General features: G+C 41.5%; 13 protein-coding genes. 7 read left to right on the plus strand and 6 right to left on the minus strand.

Translation table 11 applies throughout. The features are described from left to right. Window positions 1-30 precede the first annotated feature (30 nt). The 6 genes from ABFU83_RS07860 to ABFU83_RS07885 all read left to right on the plus strand — a co-directional run bounded on the left by ABFU83_RS07860 (window position 31) and on the right by ABFU83_RS07885 (window position 7,548). Window positions 31-1,761 carry a tetratricopeptide repeat-containing sensor histidine kinase gene (locus tag ABFU83_RS07860; protein WP_347069975.1) on the plus strand — a complete coding sequence of 577 codons (1,731 nt, stop codon included), beginning with the start codon at window positions 31-33 and terminating at the stop codon, window positions 1,759-1,761. Beyond that, window positions 1,754-2,500 carry a response regulator transcription factor gene (locus ABFU83_RS07865; protein ID WP_347069976.1) on the plus strand — a complete coding sequence of 249 codons (747 nt, stop codon included), beginning with the start codon at window positions 1,754-1,756 and terminating at the stop codon, window positions 2,498-2,500. The genes ABFU83_RS07860 and ABFU83_RS07865 overlap by 8 nt, the downstream gene beginning before the upstream one ends. 348 nt (window positions 2,501-2,848) lie before the next feature. Beyond that, a complete protein-coding gene (locus ABFU83_RS07870; protein WP_347069977.1) occupies window positions 2,849-4,207 on the plus strand; it encodes a hypothetical protein in 1,359 nt (452 codons plus the stop codon). Between the two features lie 71 nt (window positions 4,208-4,278). Then, complete coding sequence (locus ABFU83_RS07875; protein ID WP_347069978.1) at window positions 4,279-5,376, plus strand: phosphotransferase; 1,098 nt, start codon at window positions 4,279-4,281, stop codon at window positions 5,374-5,376. After that, on the plus strand, window positions 5,369-6,319 hold the full coding sequence (locus ABFU83_RS07880; protein ID WP_347069979.1) for a T3SS effector HopA1 family protein: 951 nt from the start codon (window positions 5,369-5,371) through the stop codon (window positions 6,317-6,319). The genes ABFU83_RS07875 and ABFU83_RS07880 overlap by 8 nt, the downstream gene beginning before the upstream one ends. Before the next feature lie 11 nt (window positions 6,320-6,330). Further along, window positions 6,331-7,548 (plus strand): lanthionine synthetase LanC family protein, encoded by a 1,218-nt coding sequence (locus ABFU83_RS07885; RefSeq protein ID WP_347069980.1) that lies wholly within the window; start codon window positions 6,331-6,333, stop codon window positions 7,546-7,548. Window positions 7,549-7,634: 86 nt separating this feature from the next. Here the strand turns inward: ABFU83_RS07885 and ilvA are convergent, their stop codons facing one another. From ilvA to ABFU83_RS07915, 6 genes are read right to left on the minus strand one after another with little or no spacing between them, the layout of a single operon-like run. Beyond that, on the minus strand, window positions 7,635-8,897 hold the full coding sequence (ilvA, locus tag ABFU83_RS07890) for a threonine ammonia-lyase IlvA (protein WP_347069981.1): 1,263 nt from the start codon (window positions 8,895-8,897) through the stop codon (window positions 7,635-7,637). A 2-nt stretch (window positions 8,898-8,899) separates the two neighbouring features. Continuing rightward, window positions 8,900-9,946, minus strand: a complete 1,047-nt coding sequence (ilvC, locus tag ABFU83_RS07895; RefSeq protein WP_347069982.1) for a ketol-acid reductoisomerase — start codon at window positions 9,944-9,946, stop codon at window positions 8,900-8,902. Window positions 9,947-9,980: 34 nt separating this feature from the next. Further along, window positions 9,981-10,499, minus strand: a complete 519-nt coding sequence (gene ilvN, locus ABFU83_RS07900; RefSeq protein ID WP_347069983.1) for an acetolactate synthase small subunit — start codon at window positions 10,497-10,499, stop codon at window positions 9,981-9,983. Window positions 10,500-10,511: 12 nt separating this feature from the next. After that, window positions 10,512-12,257 (minus strand): biosynthetic-type acetolactate synthase large subunit, encoded by a 1,746-nt coding sequence (gene ilvB / locus ABFU83_RS07905; protein ID WP_347069984.1) that lies wholly within the window; start codon window positions 12,255-12,257, stop codon window positions 10,512-10,514. Between the two features lie 12 nt (window positions 12,258-12,269). Continuing rightward, window positions 12,270-13,946 (minus strand): dihydroxy-acid dehydratase, encoded by a 1,677-nt coding sequence (gene ilvD / locus ABFU83_RS07910; RefSeq protein WP_347069985.1) that lies wholly within the window; start codon window positions 13,944-13,946, stop codon window positions 12,270-12,272. Next, window positions 13,943-14,839 carry a branched-chain amino acid transaminase gene (locus ABFU83_RS07915; protein WP_347069986.1) on the minus strand — a complete coding sequence of 299 codons (897 nt, stop codon included), beginning with the start codon at window positions 14,837-14,839 and terminating at the stop codon, window positions 13,943-13,945. Before ABFU83_RS07915 ends, ilvD begins: the two co-directional genes overlap by 4 nt. Before the next feature lie 523 nt (window positions 14,840-15,362). On the opposite strand from ABFU83_RS07915, the gene ABFU83_RS07920 reads away from it, so the two are divergent. Then, on the plus strand, window positions 15,363-16,382 hold the full coding sequence (locus ABFU83_RS07920; RefSeq protein ID WP_347069987.1) for a hypothetical protein: 1,020 nt from the start codon (window positions 15,363-15,365) through the stop codon (window positions 16,380-16,382). Window positions 16,383-16,384: the final 2 nt, after the last annotated feature.

Raw genomic sequence — 16,384 nt, forward strand, 5'->3', positions numbered from 1 at the left:
AAATCAATCTGTGTTTCCTAAAGACACCCTATGATTTCCAACAACAAATCCGTATTTTTTTTCCTGTTCCTTTTAGTGCCCTCCTTTCTTTTTTCGCAAAAACAGTCTTCCCTGAATGCTGTAATCCAAGAGAAAGCAAAGCAGTATCAGGACCAACGTTATTTTTATAAAGCGCATCAGTTTTTCCTTGAGAAAAACTGGGATTCGACTTTGGTCTATTCGATGAAGCAACTCGCTTTGCCAAACACTACCGAAGTTGCCGATTATTGCCATTATTTCAGGGGATTCAGTTTTAAAAATAAAGTGTTGAATCACGAAGCGCGAAAGGAATTTGAAACCATCTCCAAAGCGTTTCAATTCTATTATAAAGTCAATCTTTATCTTGGTGAAATCGCCCTTGAAGAAGGCAATTATAAAAAAGCGATTGCTTATTTTACCGAAATTGACAAACTGCCACCGGCCGACGGTTACGATTTTAAAAAAGGTGTCGTATACCATAATATTGGACTCTCCTATTTGCACCTCAACGATTTTAAAGATGCCGATACCTACCTTTCCGAGGGGTTTGCTTTATTGCAAAAAGAGAAAGACACCGTATCGCTTATCGTTGCGTATATGAACATTGCTAACCTCTATTACGAACAATATAAGGACCATCTGGCGATTCCCTATTTTGAAAAAGCCTACGCGCTATCCAAAAAGATAAAAGATCCGCAGCTCAAAATGAATGCGGCGCTCAATATGGCCGTGGTGGCCGAAAACGATCAGCATTTTAAGACGGCACTAACCTATCGGAAGGAATATGAAAACTGGCGGGATACGCTTAATGATCAAAATAAAATATGGGCGATAGCCGATCTCGAAAAACGGTTTACCGTTCGTCAAAAAGAAAAAGAAATCGACGTACTTGAAGCCGAAAACAAGCTTAAAATTGCCGAAAGGAATGGCTTTTTTTATTCTTCTGTACTATTGCTGATCCTGTTTGGAACGGGTATCTATTTTTACCGTCAGAAGAGTAAAACCAATAAAATCATTTTATCGCAAAAGAATGAACTGGATGCGCTAAATACCTCAAAAGACAAGCTATTTTCAATTGTTAGTCATGATTTGCGTTCATCGGTAAATGCCCTAAAAAACAGCAATGACAAATTATTAAAAAGCCTCGAAAATAAAGAGTATCACGAACTGGATAAACTCTTACATCACAACAGTGCCATCGCCAACGGTTCCTATAATTTACTGGACAATCTGCTTCATTGGGCCATGTTGCAAACCAAACAGTTTTATTTCCATAAGGAATCGGTACACCTACTTTCGATCGTACAACAGGTTGCTTTTAATTATAAGCCACTGCTGACCGATAAAAACATCCATTTTGAAAATCAGGTCCCAAAAAGCGTTTTTGTATTGGCCGATCCAAGTTCGTTAAAAATCGTATTGCGAAATCTTTTGGATAATGCAATAAAGTTTACTCCCGAAAAGGGTCGTATCTTTATTACGGCTGAAATTACAGCGGATCATTGTATCCTTTGTATCGAAGATTCCGGTGTTGGAATACCTCAAGAACTATTGAATCATTTGAATAATGAAAACTTTAGTGCTTCTAAAAAAGGAACGCATGAAAAAAACGGTACCGGTCTGGGAATACAGCTTTGTAGCGATATGATCCGTAAAAACGATGGCAAAATGCTAATTGAAAGCACCGAAAATACAGGAACTACCATCCGTATACAATTACAAAAAATGAATCCAAATGAATAATGTAAGCGTACTTATTATAGAAGATACTCCGGCGGAAAGCGAGGCACTGGTACAGGTACTGACTGAAAACAACTATACCATTGCCGGGGTGGCCCGAACTTTTAGTGATGCTTTGGCGTTGTTTTATCAGCAAACGGTCGATATTGTGATCATTGATGTCTTCCTAAACGGAAATCCCGATGGTATTGCCTTTGCCGAAACGATAAACATTATGCCTGATGCCGCCCGACCGTTTGTGTTTCTGACGAGCTCGAACGACCGGCAAATCTTTGATCGCGCCAAACTGACCAAGCCTTTTAGTTTTTTACTAAAGCCTTTTAACGAACTGGAAATCTTATACGCCCTGGAAATTGCCATCGAAAAATTTTACGGGCAAACCAATGTTTTCCTTAGTGACGATCAGGATACGGTGGTGAGTACTGATTCGCTTTTTATTAAAAAGAAAAATACGCTTAAAAAAGTCCGCATGGACGACATTATCTATATTGAAGTCGAAGAACGCTATTGCAACATCATTACCGAACACGAAAAGTTTGTTATTATGATTTCGCTCACCAAGCTAAGCGAACTGTTGGAAAGTAGCAAATTTGTACGTACGCATCGGAATTATATCGTAAACACGAGTAAGATCGAAGAAATTATACTGCCCGAAAACCTGCTTATTTTACAGGGCAACCACAAAGTAACCCTTAGTGATAAGCACAAGGACTTCCTTAAAAAATTCAATATTTTAAAATAAACCACTACACCATATACAACGCTTCCAAAACCGGAGGCGTTTTTTTATGCCTTTATTTCCCATACCTCGATTTTCGGTGTTCATGTCAATAATTCCCGCATCCGTATCATTTCTTTAAAATGGGCTGTCCCGCAACTGTAATTTTAGTATCGAAAACAAAAGAAAGCTAGCAGATTTTGTGTTCCGACTTGCAAGGAAACAATGCTTTTCCTGTTCCGTCTGCCTATGGTTAACCCGTCATATGCCCGATCGCAGGAGGTATCTTCCATTAAGTCAACCACAACTAATTACAGGGAGGTATGCCGAAAAACCCTAAAAAAGAGTAGGCAGCTATAAAATCAACAAATCATGTCAAAAATAGCAATCGTAGAAAATGGTGCCGTATATGAAGGATACGACAGCATAAACGCCATTCAGTGGTGTTCTCCTTCCTTTTTAGGCTGTAGCGTCTGTGTGAGCGCCAGTGCCGTAAAAGGAATGGTTACCATTTCCGTTGGATTTAATACTCCTTTTGGAAATGTTAGCAAAACGTTTAATTTTAATTCGAATGTTAGCTACACCTGGCAGCCTTTAAGCCGCTTTAAACTAACGATAAGCATCACCAACTTTAACGAAGCCGGTGGTGTTTTTAGTTTTGATCTGGGCGCAAACCCATGTGTGGAAGTTCCGATTATGGGATGGAAATGTTTTATGTTTAGCCATCATTTTGAAGTGCCACTGGTACTTACAGGTATTCAAAATGATATCGACGACAGTCAATTTGCCAGCGTTCTGGCCTTCCATTCCGGAAATGGTTTCGATGAAGCAAGTGGTTCTTCTTTATTAAAAGGGGATATTTACAACAACTACCTGAATCAGGGGAATATCTTTACCATTCCTCCGGTATGCGGACCAACCAGACCTTGTATGCCAACCCTACCGCCATTGGTATGTGGTGGTGTAGAAGCATCGATACCAACGCTTCCGGTAGCTTCTTGTATTCCAACAAGACAGTGCGTGCCTACGATCACTTCGTGTGTAACCGGTATACCGTTTATTTGTAACGGTGCCTTACAAGGTTACCCAACTACATTACTTCCGGCTTGCCAGCATGTAACAACATTGTTACCGGGATGTCAGCAACCTACATCGGACGATTCGCAGGTAATGTTGTCCAAATCAAACATAGCGGATGCCGCAGTACCTACCCTTCCGGTAGCATCCTGTATTCCTACAAGACAATGTGTTCCTACGATCACTTCGTGTGTAACCGGCATACCGTTTATTTGTAACAGTGCTTTACAGGGAAGTTTTCCAACAACATTGCTTCCAAATTGCCAGCACGTTACGACTTTACTACCAGGCTGTCAGTCAGGTGGTGTACAAGGTACAGCCAACGTTCCTACGATTCCCGTAGCGTCTTGTATCCCAACCAGACAGTGTGTACCTACAATCACTTCGTGTGTAACCGGTATTCCGTTTATTTGTAACGGTGCCCAGCAAGGTGGTTTCCCAACTACTTTACTACCGGGTTGTCAGCATGTAACAACTCTGATACCTGGATGTTTGCACCCTACAACACTAATCCCGGGTTGTCAGTCAGGCGACGTAAATACTGGTGCCTTACCAACCTTACCGGTTAGTTCCTGTGTAAATACTGCAGGTTGCGTTCCGTCATTGCCTTGTGTTCCTACAATGAGCTGTACCGGAATTCCGTTTGTTTGTTAATATTCCTATGTTTTCTTACCGCGGGGCTTTGCTCCGCGGTATTATATCCTTTTACTTAAATGTCCCCACTTATGCAACTAACACCCGAAAATATATACCGCTTTTTACACAAACGACAGCTTATTGATAATCATGCCGTTGTAAAAGGAAATTTTATGGTCATTCCCGCCAATACACGCAATACCATTTTAAAAATAATGGTCGGAAAAGACAACTCTTTGTTTGCTAAACAAATGGGAAAAGACCCAGTCTCTGTAAGTCAGTTTCAACGGGAAATAAACGCCTATGCCCTATTTAAAAACAATGCCGAATTTTCGACGCTGGCCCATCTTGTTCCGGATATGCTCGACTATGATGATGAAAACAACATTCTGATTACAAGGCTACTCCCCGATGCTAAAAATCTATCCGAGTATTATATGCTCACTAAAAATTTCGATCTTACTCTTGCCCGCGAGCAAGCCCATATACTATCGGCATGTCATGTCGTACCCGATGCCAAAACCGACACCTCCGGATTTCCGAAAATATTACCCTGGGTACTGCGTTTACATCAATTTAGAGCCGCTGATTTTTTTGTCGGAAACCAGGCCAGTACCGAAATAATACAATTGATCAAAGACAACAGTGTTTTACAAAATGCCCTTATCCATCTGGCCGATTCCTGGCAGTATACACATCTGATTCACGGGGATATCAAATGGATCAATTTTCTGGTAACAACAAATGATACGAACCAACTAACTCAAAAACTTATCGACTGGGAACTGGCCGATATTGGCGATCCGCTTTGGGATGTTGCCGGTCTTCTGCAGTCGTATATTTCCATATGGGTGTTGGGTTTTGACAATGCCAATCCTTACTCGAATACACTACCCGATTATATGAAACCTTTTGATATGCGGGCATTGCAACCTTCGGCACAGGCTTTTCTAAAGGAATATATAACCTTACAAGGCTATCCAACCGAATACCACAACCATTTTTACGACAAAGTCATGCGACTCACTGCGGCAAGGATTATTCAGACCAGCGTGGAAGCAACTACTTTTAACCGTAAGATTGAAGCCAATTATATGCGTTGTATCCAACTGGCTTATAACATTATGAAAGACCCAATGACTGCACTGGACGAACTTTTTACTATAAAATCATTCCATTATGTTTAAGGATAAAACAATACTTAAAGAGCTAACCCGGATTATTGATCAAATCAAAATCGAAACTACGCATATCCATTACAATGGAAAATCTTTTCCGGTTACGTCTGAAAACGCTGTTACCGTACTCACCGGTTTGCTTTATTCAGAATGCTATATGTTAAAAGAACGCTATCAGTTACAACCGCTACAAAATTTTGATCTTCTACAAAACGATGCCAGTGGTTTTATTCATCTTCTTTCCCAAAACAACCATACCAAAGAAAAACTGGAACTGGGTTGGGAAGTGCAACAAACCTATACAAACGGCTATGTCGAGATCGTCCGAAACAATGAAAAACAAATCGTAAATGCGTCCGCTATAAAAAAGCTTGCTCCCGGAGAGCAAACCGTTTCGGTGCTTTTCCCAAAAGAAGACCGCTACCGGCAACCAACTTTTTATTATGCCTTTAGTAATGCGCCTATGGATACGATCACAAAACTGGTTCGTATTTACTGGAATTGTACCTGTGAAGGTGCTCCCGTATTACTTGACGTCCTGACAACCCGTCTGAATCAGTATAACATTCCGTTTCTTTTTAAATGCCTGAGTCATCCGGAACATTATTTTCGTCGTGATGCCGCCGTTTTATATATCGACGAGAGTCTTATGCCGCTTCTGGAACGGATACTGCCCGAACTGATTTCCGCTATGGAGCCTTATCTTGAAGAAGATGTTCCGCTTTTTTCCTATCGCCACAGTAAAGGCGTAGGTATAGCCGAAAACCCGAGCGCACAGGAAAGCTTTGGCATGAATCGCATGACTATCGTGGCGGAGACATTACTTCAAACCACATCAAAGAATTTACCCACCAAGGTCATCCTTCGCGAAATAGCAACTGCCTTTCAAAAAAAGGGAATCAATCCATTGGCTACGTATCTTAATAAAGGATCCAAAATCCTGTACAATTAAAAACAAATAGCATGAATACAACCGATAAAACCATTTTTCTGGAAACCGCCTGGGACATTGCCTGTGAACTGATCAAAAGCAGTATATGGCAAGGCGATTCCTGTACCTGGCAGGGTTATTCCATGGAAGCCGTTAACGGAAAATACGAAGGCATTTTACGGACATTCGGTGCCGATATCTATTCCGGAACTTCCGGTATCGCTTTGTTTTTAGCCGCTTTGTATTCGGAAAAGAAAGATGCTGTATTGCTCAAAACAATTGAAGGTTGTTTGTCGCAGATGACATCTTTAATGCATACGGCACCCGATCACGGTTTTTATTCCGGGAAACCGGGTATCGCTTCAGCATTGATCAAAATTGGAAGTCAACTGGAGCGAAGCGAAATTGTTGCCGCGGGGATCAAATTACTCGAAAGTATTCCAACTACTTCATTACAATCATATGAAATAGATGTGATTAGCGGTGCTGCCGGTACTATTCCGGTACTATTGGATGTTTACAAAACTTATCCTAATCCTGTACTTCTGGATAAGGCCATCGCGCTTGGTGATTTGCTCTATCATTCCGCTGAAAAAAATAAGGATGTATGGTCCTGGCGTACCGTTCCGTCGCAAAAGAACCTTACCGGTTTTTCACACGGATCGTCCGGTATTGCACTGGCACTGCTTCAATTATATGAAGTGACAGAAAACCCGCAATTTCTGGAAGCTGCGACGGGCGGTTTCAATTACGAAAGGCAATCGTTTGATGCCACGCAACACAACTGGCCGGATTTTAGGGATGGCGTATCGACGACCTACAATACGGTTTGCGGTTTGGCCTGGTGTCATGGCGCGCCGGGTATTGCTTTATCCCGATTAAAAGCGAATCGGATAAAACCGGATAGCACTTTTGAACAGGAAATGTTTGTCGCACTGACGACCACAAAAGACAATGTCTACCACAATCTTATGGACAACCTCAACCATACCAATTATTCGCTATGCCACGGTATTGCCGGCAATGCCGAAATATTACTGGATTGTAGTCCGGAATACTATCAACTGGCAGAAACGGTAGGAACAGCGGGAATTTATAAATACAAAACAAACCGACTTCCGTGGCCAACGGGTGTCAATAGTGGTCAATATACACCGGGGTTGATGATGGGAATTGCCGGAACCGGCTATTTTTACCTCAGATTATTGGATCCGGAAAAACATAAATCGTTACTCTTACCCGGATGTTAATAAAATGGCTCCATAATTTGTTTCCATATACTATTTTAAACTCAAAATCCTGATCATGAAAGATCAGGATTTTTATTTGATAAATTTTAAATCAGTAAATTCATCAACAACGGTTTATCATTCAAATAATTGACATAAAAGCCCTGTTGCTTCATTTTAAACAGTAACGATTCAAAATCCTGATATTGTTTGACAACAATGCCAACAATAGCCATTCCTTTTTCTTTTGAATTTTTCTTAGTGTATTCAAAATACGTAATATCGTCGTCCGGTCCCAATACATCCATCACAAAATGACGCAAAGCCCCCGGTCGCTGCGGAAATTTCACCAGAAAATAATGTTTCAACTGTTTGTATAACAACGCTTTTTCCTTGATTTCTTCCATACGGGTGATGTCATTATTGCTTCCGCTAACAATACATACAATATTTTTACCGGCCAGTTCTTCCGTATCATAACTTTTAAGTGCCGCAACCGATAAAGCACCCGCCGGTTCCACTACAATCGCATCTTTATTGTAAAGCGAAAGTATCGTTTCGCAAACCAATCCTTCCGGAACGGTTATAATGTCGTGTAAGGTATTCTTACATATTCCGAATGTATAATTACCGACCTGTTGCACGGCCGCTCCGTCTATAAAATGACTAATCGTATTTAAGCGTACCGGTTTGCCGCTTTCGACGGCTTTTAACATACTGGCTGCTCCTTCCGGTTCGACACCCACCACTCGGGTTTCCGGCGAAAGCATTTGAAATATGGCACTGATACCCGCTGCCAGTCCACCGCCTCCTATTGGCACAAAAACATAGTCGATCGGTTCCTTAGATTGTTCGAGTATTTCCAATGCCACAGTAGCCTGTCCTTCAATAATCACCGGATCATCAAACGGGTGAATAAAAACAGCGTCGTGTTCCCTGCAAAAAGCCATAGCGGCTTCTTTGGCTTCATCAAAAATATCTCCCGATAAAATTATCGTGATATACTCTTCTCCAAACATTTTTACCTGCTCCAGTTTTTGTTTTGGAGTCGTTAGCGGCATAAAAATGGTTCCTTTGGCTTTCATTTTCTTACAAGCCAGTGCCACTCCCTGAGCATGATTGCCAGCGCTGGCACATACGATTCCCTTTTGCAACTCCTCCGCCGTAAGCGAAATCATCTTATTATAAGCACCTCTTATCTTATAGGAACGTACCGGTTGTAAGTCTTCCCGTTTCAGACTTACCCTGGCTTTTAATGCCGTCGATAAATTCGTATGATACTGCAATGGTGTTTTGTGGATTTCTTTTTTTAAATTACCCGCTGCCATACGAATAGCCTCAAGTTTTGGAAAATACGCATTGCTTTTCATAACTAATTGTTTTCAGGTCTAAGGCTACGAACTATTTTTCCCGCCTGCCACATTTCACTTTCACGTAACGCTGATAATTCCGCTTCAAGTCGGATTCTGTAATCGGATTTACTATTACTGTCAATAACCTGCTGTGCCTCTTGTCCGGTGGCTACACTCTCGTACAAGGCTTCAAAAAGTGGCAGGTTCACATCCCGGAAACGTTTCCACCAGTCCAACGCTCCTCTTTGGGCCGTCGTACTGCAATTGGCATACATCCAGTCCATTCCGTTTTCGGACACCAACGGCATTAACGACTGCGTCAGTTCTTCGACGGTTTCATTAAATGCTTCGGATGGACTATGCCCGTTTTTTCGCAATACTTCATATTGTGCCGCAAAAAGTCCCTGAATCGCTCCCATTAAAGTGCCACGTTCACCCACCAGATCGCTATAGACTTCTTTTTTAAAATCCGTTTCAAACAGGTAGCCACTTCCAATCGCAATACCCAAAGCTATAACCCGCTCCCTTCCCCTTCCGGTGGCGTCCTGATAGAGCGCATAACTACTGTTTAATCCCCGGTTTTCTAAAAACATTCGGCGTAATGACGTTCCCGAACCTTTTGGTGCAACCAGAAAAACATCTACATCCGACGGTGGAACAATTCCGGTATGGGTATTAAAAGTTATACCAAAACCATGTGAAAAGTATAAGGCTTTACCCGATGTGAGGTGTTTTTTTACTTTTGGCCAGTATTCAATTTGGGCGGCATCACTTAACAAATAACAAATAATCGTCCCCAGAATCAATGCGGCTTCAATCTCAAACAGGGTTTTTCCGGGCACAAATCCATCCTGTATTGCTTTATCCCATGATTTTGAATTCTTCCGTTGTCCAATGATAACCGTAATACCGTTATCCCGCAGATTTAGTGCCTGACCGGGTCCCTGTACTCCATATCCGATTATCGCGACAACTTCATCTTTTAATACCTCACACGCATGCTCCAAACTAAACTCTTCCCGTGTAACGACCTGCTCTGCTATACCTCCAAAATACAATGTTGCCATATTAATTCCCTTTTTAGATTGTTATTTTCTTTGTTTATTTCCCCATGAATTGATGCAATTCATGTCGGTTTTTTGATAGCCCTATCCGGGAACTCATTGAAAATTCTTCCAGTCCCAATGGTTTTAAAACTTCCATAAGCTCGTTGATTTCATCCCGGTGTCCGGTGACTTCAAACACTGTATAATCCTTACGTATGACCAGTATACTGATCTTGTATTCCCGTAAAATCTGTATCCCCTTTGTCTTGGAGGCCATTATTTTTGTCGGTACTTTATATAAAGCCATTTCCTGCCAGATAAGTTCCTCGTTGGTATAGTAATAGACTTTTAAAACATCTACCTGTTTTTCTAATAAATAAGCTAGTTTCCGGATAGTATCATCGGTATCCACAACAACAATCGTAAACCGTTGAATATCGGAAACTTCTGTTGGTCCGGCATTGATACTATCGATATTGATTTTCATCTTAAAAAATAATAACGCAATACGATTTATAAGTCCGATAGCATTTTCGGTGTAAATTGTAATCGTAAATTCCTGTTTTCGATTCATTTCTATAGCATTTTAAATTTCATTTTTATTGAATACAACTTCCGATACACTTTTTCCCTGTGGTACCATCGGGAAGATGTTATTTTCTCTTCCTACTACGACTTCCAACAGGTAACTCCCTTTATGATGAAACATTTGTTCTAATGCATTTTGCAGGTCTTCTCTTTTTTCCACCCGTTTTCCTGGAATTTTATACCCTCGGGCTACCTGAACATAATCCGGACTTTCAATAGCCACGCAGGAATAGCGACTTTCGTTAAAAAGTTCCTGCCATTGCCGCACCATCCCTAAAAAGTTATTGTTCAGGATTAGTAACTTTATATTGGGCTTAAATTGCATGATTGTTCCCAGTTCCTGTATGCTCATCTGAACACCACCATCCCCCATAATCGCGATTACCTGACGTGTCATAGCTCCGTAATATGCACCGATAGCAGCAGGAATAGCAAATCCCATCGTTCCGAGTCCACCACTGGTGATGTTGCTTTTCGAATGTTTGTAATGTGCATAACGACAGGTTATCATCTGATGCTGTCCGACATCGGTAACCATAATCGCTTCACCTTTGGTCAGTTTATTAAGATTGTGAATTACCTCTCCCATTGTTAGCTCATCCCCGGAAGGGTAAATTTCATTTTGGATTACTTTTTTATTTTCTATCACGGCACAATCCTCAAAGCGTTTGTACCAATCCTTGTGTGTATTGGAAATAACAAGTCCGCTTAGTAATGATAGCGTCTCTTTACAGTCACCACACACCGGAATATCAGCTTTTACATTTTTATGGATTTCGGCACGATCAATATCCAGATGAATTACTTTTGCCTGGGTGGCATACCGATCCAGACGGCCTGTCACGCGATCGTCAAAACGCATCCCGATCGCAATCAACACATCACATTCATTCGTTAACAAATTGGGGCCATAATTTCCATGCATCCCAACCATCCCTACCGCCAGTGGATGATCAGTTGGAATCGCACTCATCCCCAGTATTGTCCACGCTACCGGAATACCGGTTTTCTCAATAAAATGCCGCAACTCGATTTCTGCTTTTCCCAGTAAAACCCCTTGTCCGATAATTGCAAAAGGACGCTTTGACATGTTGATTAACATAGCTGCCTGCGCGATACATTCTATATTCGGAACGGCTATTGGTTTATAACTTCTGAGAAAATTGCATGGTGTATAGTGTTCAAAAACTATTTTTTGCAATTGGGCATTCTTGGTAACATCAATTACAACTGGTCCCGGCCTTCCGGATCGGGCTATATAAAATGCCTTAGCTAATACTACCGGAAGTTCTTCGGCATCGGTTACCTGACAATTCCATTTGGTTACCGGTGTGGTAATCCCAATCACATCGATTTCCTGAAAAGCATCAGTTCCTAAAAGATGGGCATACACCTGACCGGTAATACAAACTACTGGTGTACTGTCTAACAAGGCATCGGCAAGCCCGGTAACCAGATTGGTTGCACCCGGTCCGCTGGTTGCCAATACGACACCAACTTTTCCGGATACCCGTGCATAGCCCTGAGCTGCGTGAATAGCTCCTTGTTCATGGCGTACCAGTATGTGTTCTAGTTTTCCTTTATAATCGTACAAAGCATCATATAATGGCATAATAGCACCACCCGGATAACCAAAAAGGGTTGTAACTCCTTCATTCCTAAATATTTCGAGTATAACCTGGCTACCGGTTCTATTTACCGATAAGCTTATCTCATCCGACTCTATATCGCGTTTTTCCATCATATCAATCACAATTTATGCATCTGTCACACAACCCTCCGAGGCCGATGATACCGTTAATGCGTATTTATACAACAATCCTTTTGTGACTTTTAATTTCGGTTGTTTCCATTGTTGTTTCCGGATTTCGATTTCTTTATCTGAAACCTGTAATTCCAGTGTATTATTAACCGCATCTATAGCAATACGGTCGCCATCCTGAATAAAAGCGATCAATCCACCTTCATAAGCTTCGGGGGTAATATGCCCTACAACAAAACCGTGGGTCCCTCCGCTAAACCGTCCATCTGTTAATAAAGCAACACTTTTTCCGAAACCGGCTCCGATTAAGGCACTGGTTGGTTTTAGCATTTCCGGCATACCCGGCGCACCTTTTGGTCCTTCGTTGCGAATTACAATCACATCACCATGGTGTATTTTTCCATTTTGAATACTGGCAATCAGTTCTTTTTCGCTTTCGAAAACCCGTGCCGGACCGCTAAAAAAAGTACCTTCTTTTCCACTGATTTTGGCAACACTTCCGTTTTGAGCCAGATTGCCGTATAAAATTCTTAAATGCCCGGTGGCCTTAATCGGATCTGTTAACGGTTTTATGATCGATTGTCGGGTAAAATCGAGTCCTTTAACCTGTTCTAAATTTTCGGCTACCGTTTTTCCGGTTACGGTAAGACAATCCCCATGAAGCAAACCTTCCCGTAGTAGATATTTCATTACTGCCGGTATTCCTCCCTGTTCGTGTATATCCTGCATGAGATATGTCCCACTAGGCTTTAAATCGGCAAGAACCGGTGTTTTATCGCTCATCTTCTGAAAATCATACGGAGTCAATAGTATCCCTACACTTTTGGCCATGGCTATCAGATGCAATACAGCATTGGTACTTCCGCCGAGAATGATCGTTAGGCGCATTGCATTTTCAAAGGCTTTACGGGTCATAATATCTGTTGGCTTAATATCCTGTTCCAAGAGCCTTTTTAAATACCATCCGGCATCCAGACACTCCTGTCGCTTTTCGAAACTCATCGCCGGATTGGAAGCCGAATACGGCAGACTCATGCCCAGTGCTTCTATTGCCGAAGCCATCGTATTGGCCGTATACATTCCGCCACAGGCTCCGGGTCCGGGGCAAGCATTTTTGATAATACCATTATACGTTGCTTCACTTAATTGCCCGGCGATTTTTTTTCCAAACGCTTCAAAGGCCGAAACAATATTTAGTTTTTCTCCGTTATAATAACCCGGTGCTATGGTCCCGCCATAAACCATCAAAGCCGGTCGGTTAAGTCGTCCCATGGCGATAATACTCCCCGGCATGTTTTTATCACAACCCGGTAATGCAATCAAACCATCGTAATATTGAGCACCACATACCGCTTCGATACTGTCGGCGATCACTTCCCGGCTTACCAGTGAATAACGCATGCCGTCGGTACCGTTGCTTATACCGTCACTCACACCAATCGTATTAAAAACCAATCCGGCCAATCCTTCCTCCCAGCTTCCTTTTTTTACGAGTTGCGCCAGATCATTCAGGTGCTTGTTACACGGATTTCCATCATATCCCATACTGACAATCCCTACCTGTGCTTTGTCCATATCAGCATCAGTAAAACCGATCCCGTATAACATGGCTTTGGCTGCCGGATAATTGTCACCTTGCGTTAATAGCGCTGAATATTTATTTTTTTTCATTTTATTTTATTTCCAATCGCATCCATGCTTTTCCCTAAAACCAGACTGTTGTATGCTTTTTGTATCTGATTACTATAAGTATCACCCCATTTTTTGCAAAACGGAACGTCATCCAAAGAAGCCAACGTGACTATTTCGGCTGCCGTACCGCAAAAAAAAGCAGCATCAGCACCTTTCATCATTTCCGGTTTAAAAAATTTTTCCACTACCGGAATTTCCAGTTTTTTACTGATTTCAATAACCACAGCACGGGTTATTCCCGGAAGAATATTGTCTTTTGGCGGTGTGAATAATATTCCGCTTCTTTCGAAAAACACGTTCGCTCCGGAACTTTCCGCAACATTTCCATTGCTATCGAGCAATAAGGCTTCATCGAATCCCTTATCCCGGGCTTCCTGACAAGCTAATATTGAATTAACATAATGCCCACTTACTTTGGCTTTGACATGAAAAGCTTCCGGATTAGGTCGGCGATACGATGAAGTCATTACCCGTAACTGGTTGGTCAGATAGCCATTATTCCATTCCCATGCTTCAATAACCAGCTGACTTTCTTTTGCTTTTGAAAGTCCCATATTAGGTGAACTGATTACCAAAGGGCGTATATAAGCATCGCTAAAGTTGTTCTGTTTGAGTATTTCATAGGATAATTCAATCAATTCCGGAGTAGTATACGAAAACGGAATGTGCATCGTTTCGGCCGAAAACCGCAAACGGTCGTAATGCTCCGCAACTTTAAAAATCTGTGTGCCATTTGGGGTTTTATACGATTTTATACCTTCGAATACAGCATACCCGTAATGAAGCGATTGTCCGTAAAGATCGGTTTTAGCTTCTGTGGCTTTTACAAAGTTTCCGTCGAAATAGATAATGGTGTCGTTGTCATAATACATAGTAAATACTTTTTAAATTTCGTTCAAAAAAAAGCCCCTCTCGATGTGAGAAGGGCCTGAATCATATACAAATATGATATATAGCTTCCTACTCACGATAGCAAGAGTATAATAGTGTTTGAAATTGTATGTGTAACTTCTGGTTTCATTTAGTATACATTTAAAAATAAAAAAAGCCGCCCCAAAATCGGAACGGCTTTGTATGATTCATCTTTTATATTACTACTATACCCTTCCTGCACCAGCGCTAACTGCGATAATGCTACTAACTGTAACTGTAATAATATTGGTAGTAATCACGTGAATTGTAATTAACGTAAATGTACATAAAAAACACATAAATACAAGTTTTATTTATATTTTTTTAGTACGCTATTTATTTTAAACAATTCCACATTAAAAACAATTGCTTTTCTCAAAGTATAACATTTTATTTTTTTTATCTAAAAATCACGTAGTACTACCTGAATTTTAACAATTCTGGTTTTTTAAATTGCAATAACAAACCACCAAACAAACTACCATGCAAAATGACCTACCCCACAAAGCGGCTATGGATTGCGAAACTAATCCGACTGCTTCCCTCAAGAAAATGTTTATCGACAGTACTATGGGCAACCGTATTATGGCCGGGCAATGTCCGGTGCGACGTGCTGTATTTTTAAAACCTCATGGTGTGGCCAAAGCCGATTTTATTATGGTACCGGGATTACCGGAACAGTATAAAGTTGGGATTTTTGCGCACGAGCGTTTTAGTGCCTGGGTTCGCTTTTCGAGCGATACACAGCCGCATGCTCCGGATATGAAATCGACTGTCGGAATCGGAATCAAACTTTTTGATGTTCCGGGTGAAAAATTGCTGGAATCCAGTAAACACGCAACCACTGCCGATTTTCTATTGCAAAATATGAATGTCTTTTTTGTAGACAATGCCACCGAAATGTGCAAATTCACGAAAGCCGGTGTCGTAGATCACAATTATGATCTCTATCTGAAAGACCACCCGGAAACACAAAAAATTCTGGACGAAATGGCTAAAGCCGTAGATAGCTGCCTGACAACTCCTTACTGGAGCGGACTACCCTATGCTTTTGGCGATCGCTTTGTAAAATATAAACTGGAACCGATCGGACCGCCATTCGGTGTGCCGCCATCGCAAAATACTTCCGATTACCTACAGGCCGATTTACAAGCCCGCCTCAATATGGGTGAAGCGCAATTTAATTTTATGGTACAGTTTCAAACCAACCCGGAAACAATGCCTTTGGATAAAGCCATGACACCCTGGAGCGAAACGGAATCCGAACCGGTACATATTGCCACTCTTGTAATTCAAAAACAGGACATTACCAATCAGGGACAGGCCGAATATGGCGAAAACCTGTCGTTTAACCCATGGCGTACTTTAAAAGTACACGAACCGCAAGGTAGTATCAGTGCTGCCCGTAAAGTAGTATATGAAGCCGGTGCCGAATTGAGACGTTTTAAAAATGGTGTTCCGGTCGTAGAACCAAATACGCCAAGACCCCTTAACCTTAAATAAAA

The sequence above is a fragment of the Flavobacterium sp. WV_118_3 genome (genome assembly GCF_039778605.1).
In the GTDB taxonomy this organism is placed as follows: Bacteria; Bacteroidota; Bacteroidia; order Flavobacteriales; family Flavobacteriaceae; genus Flavobacterium.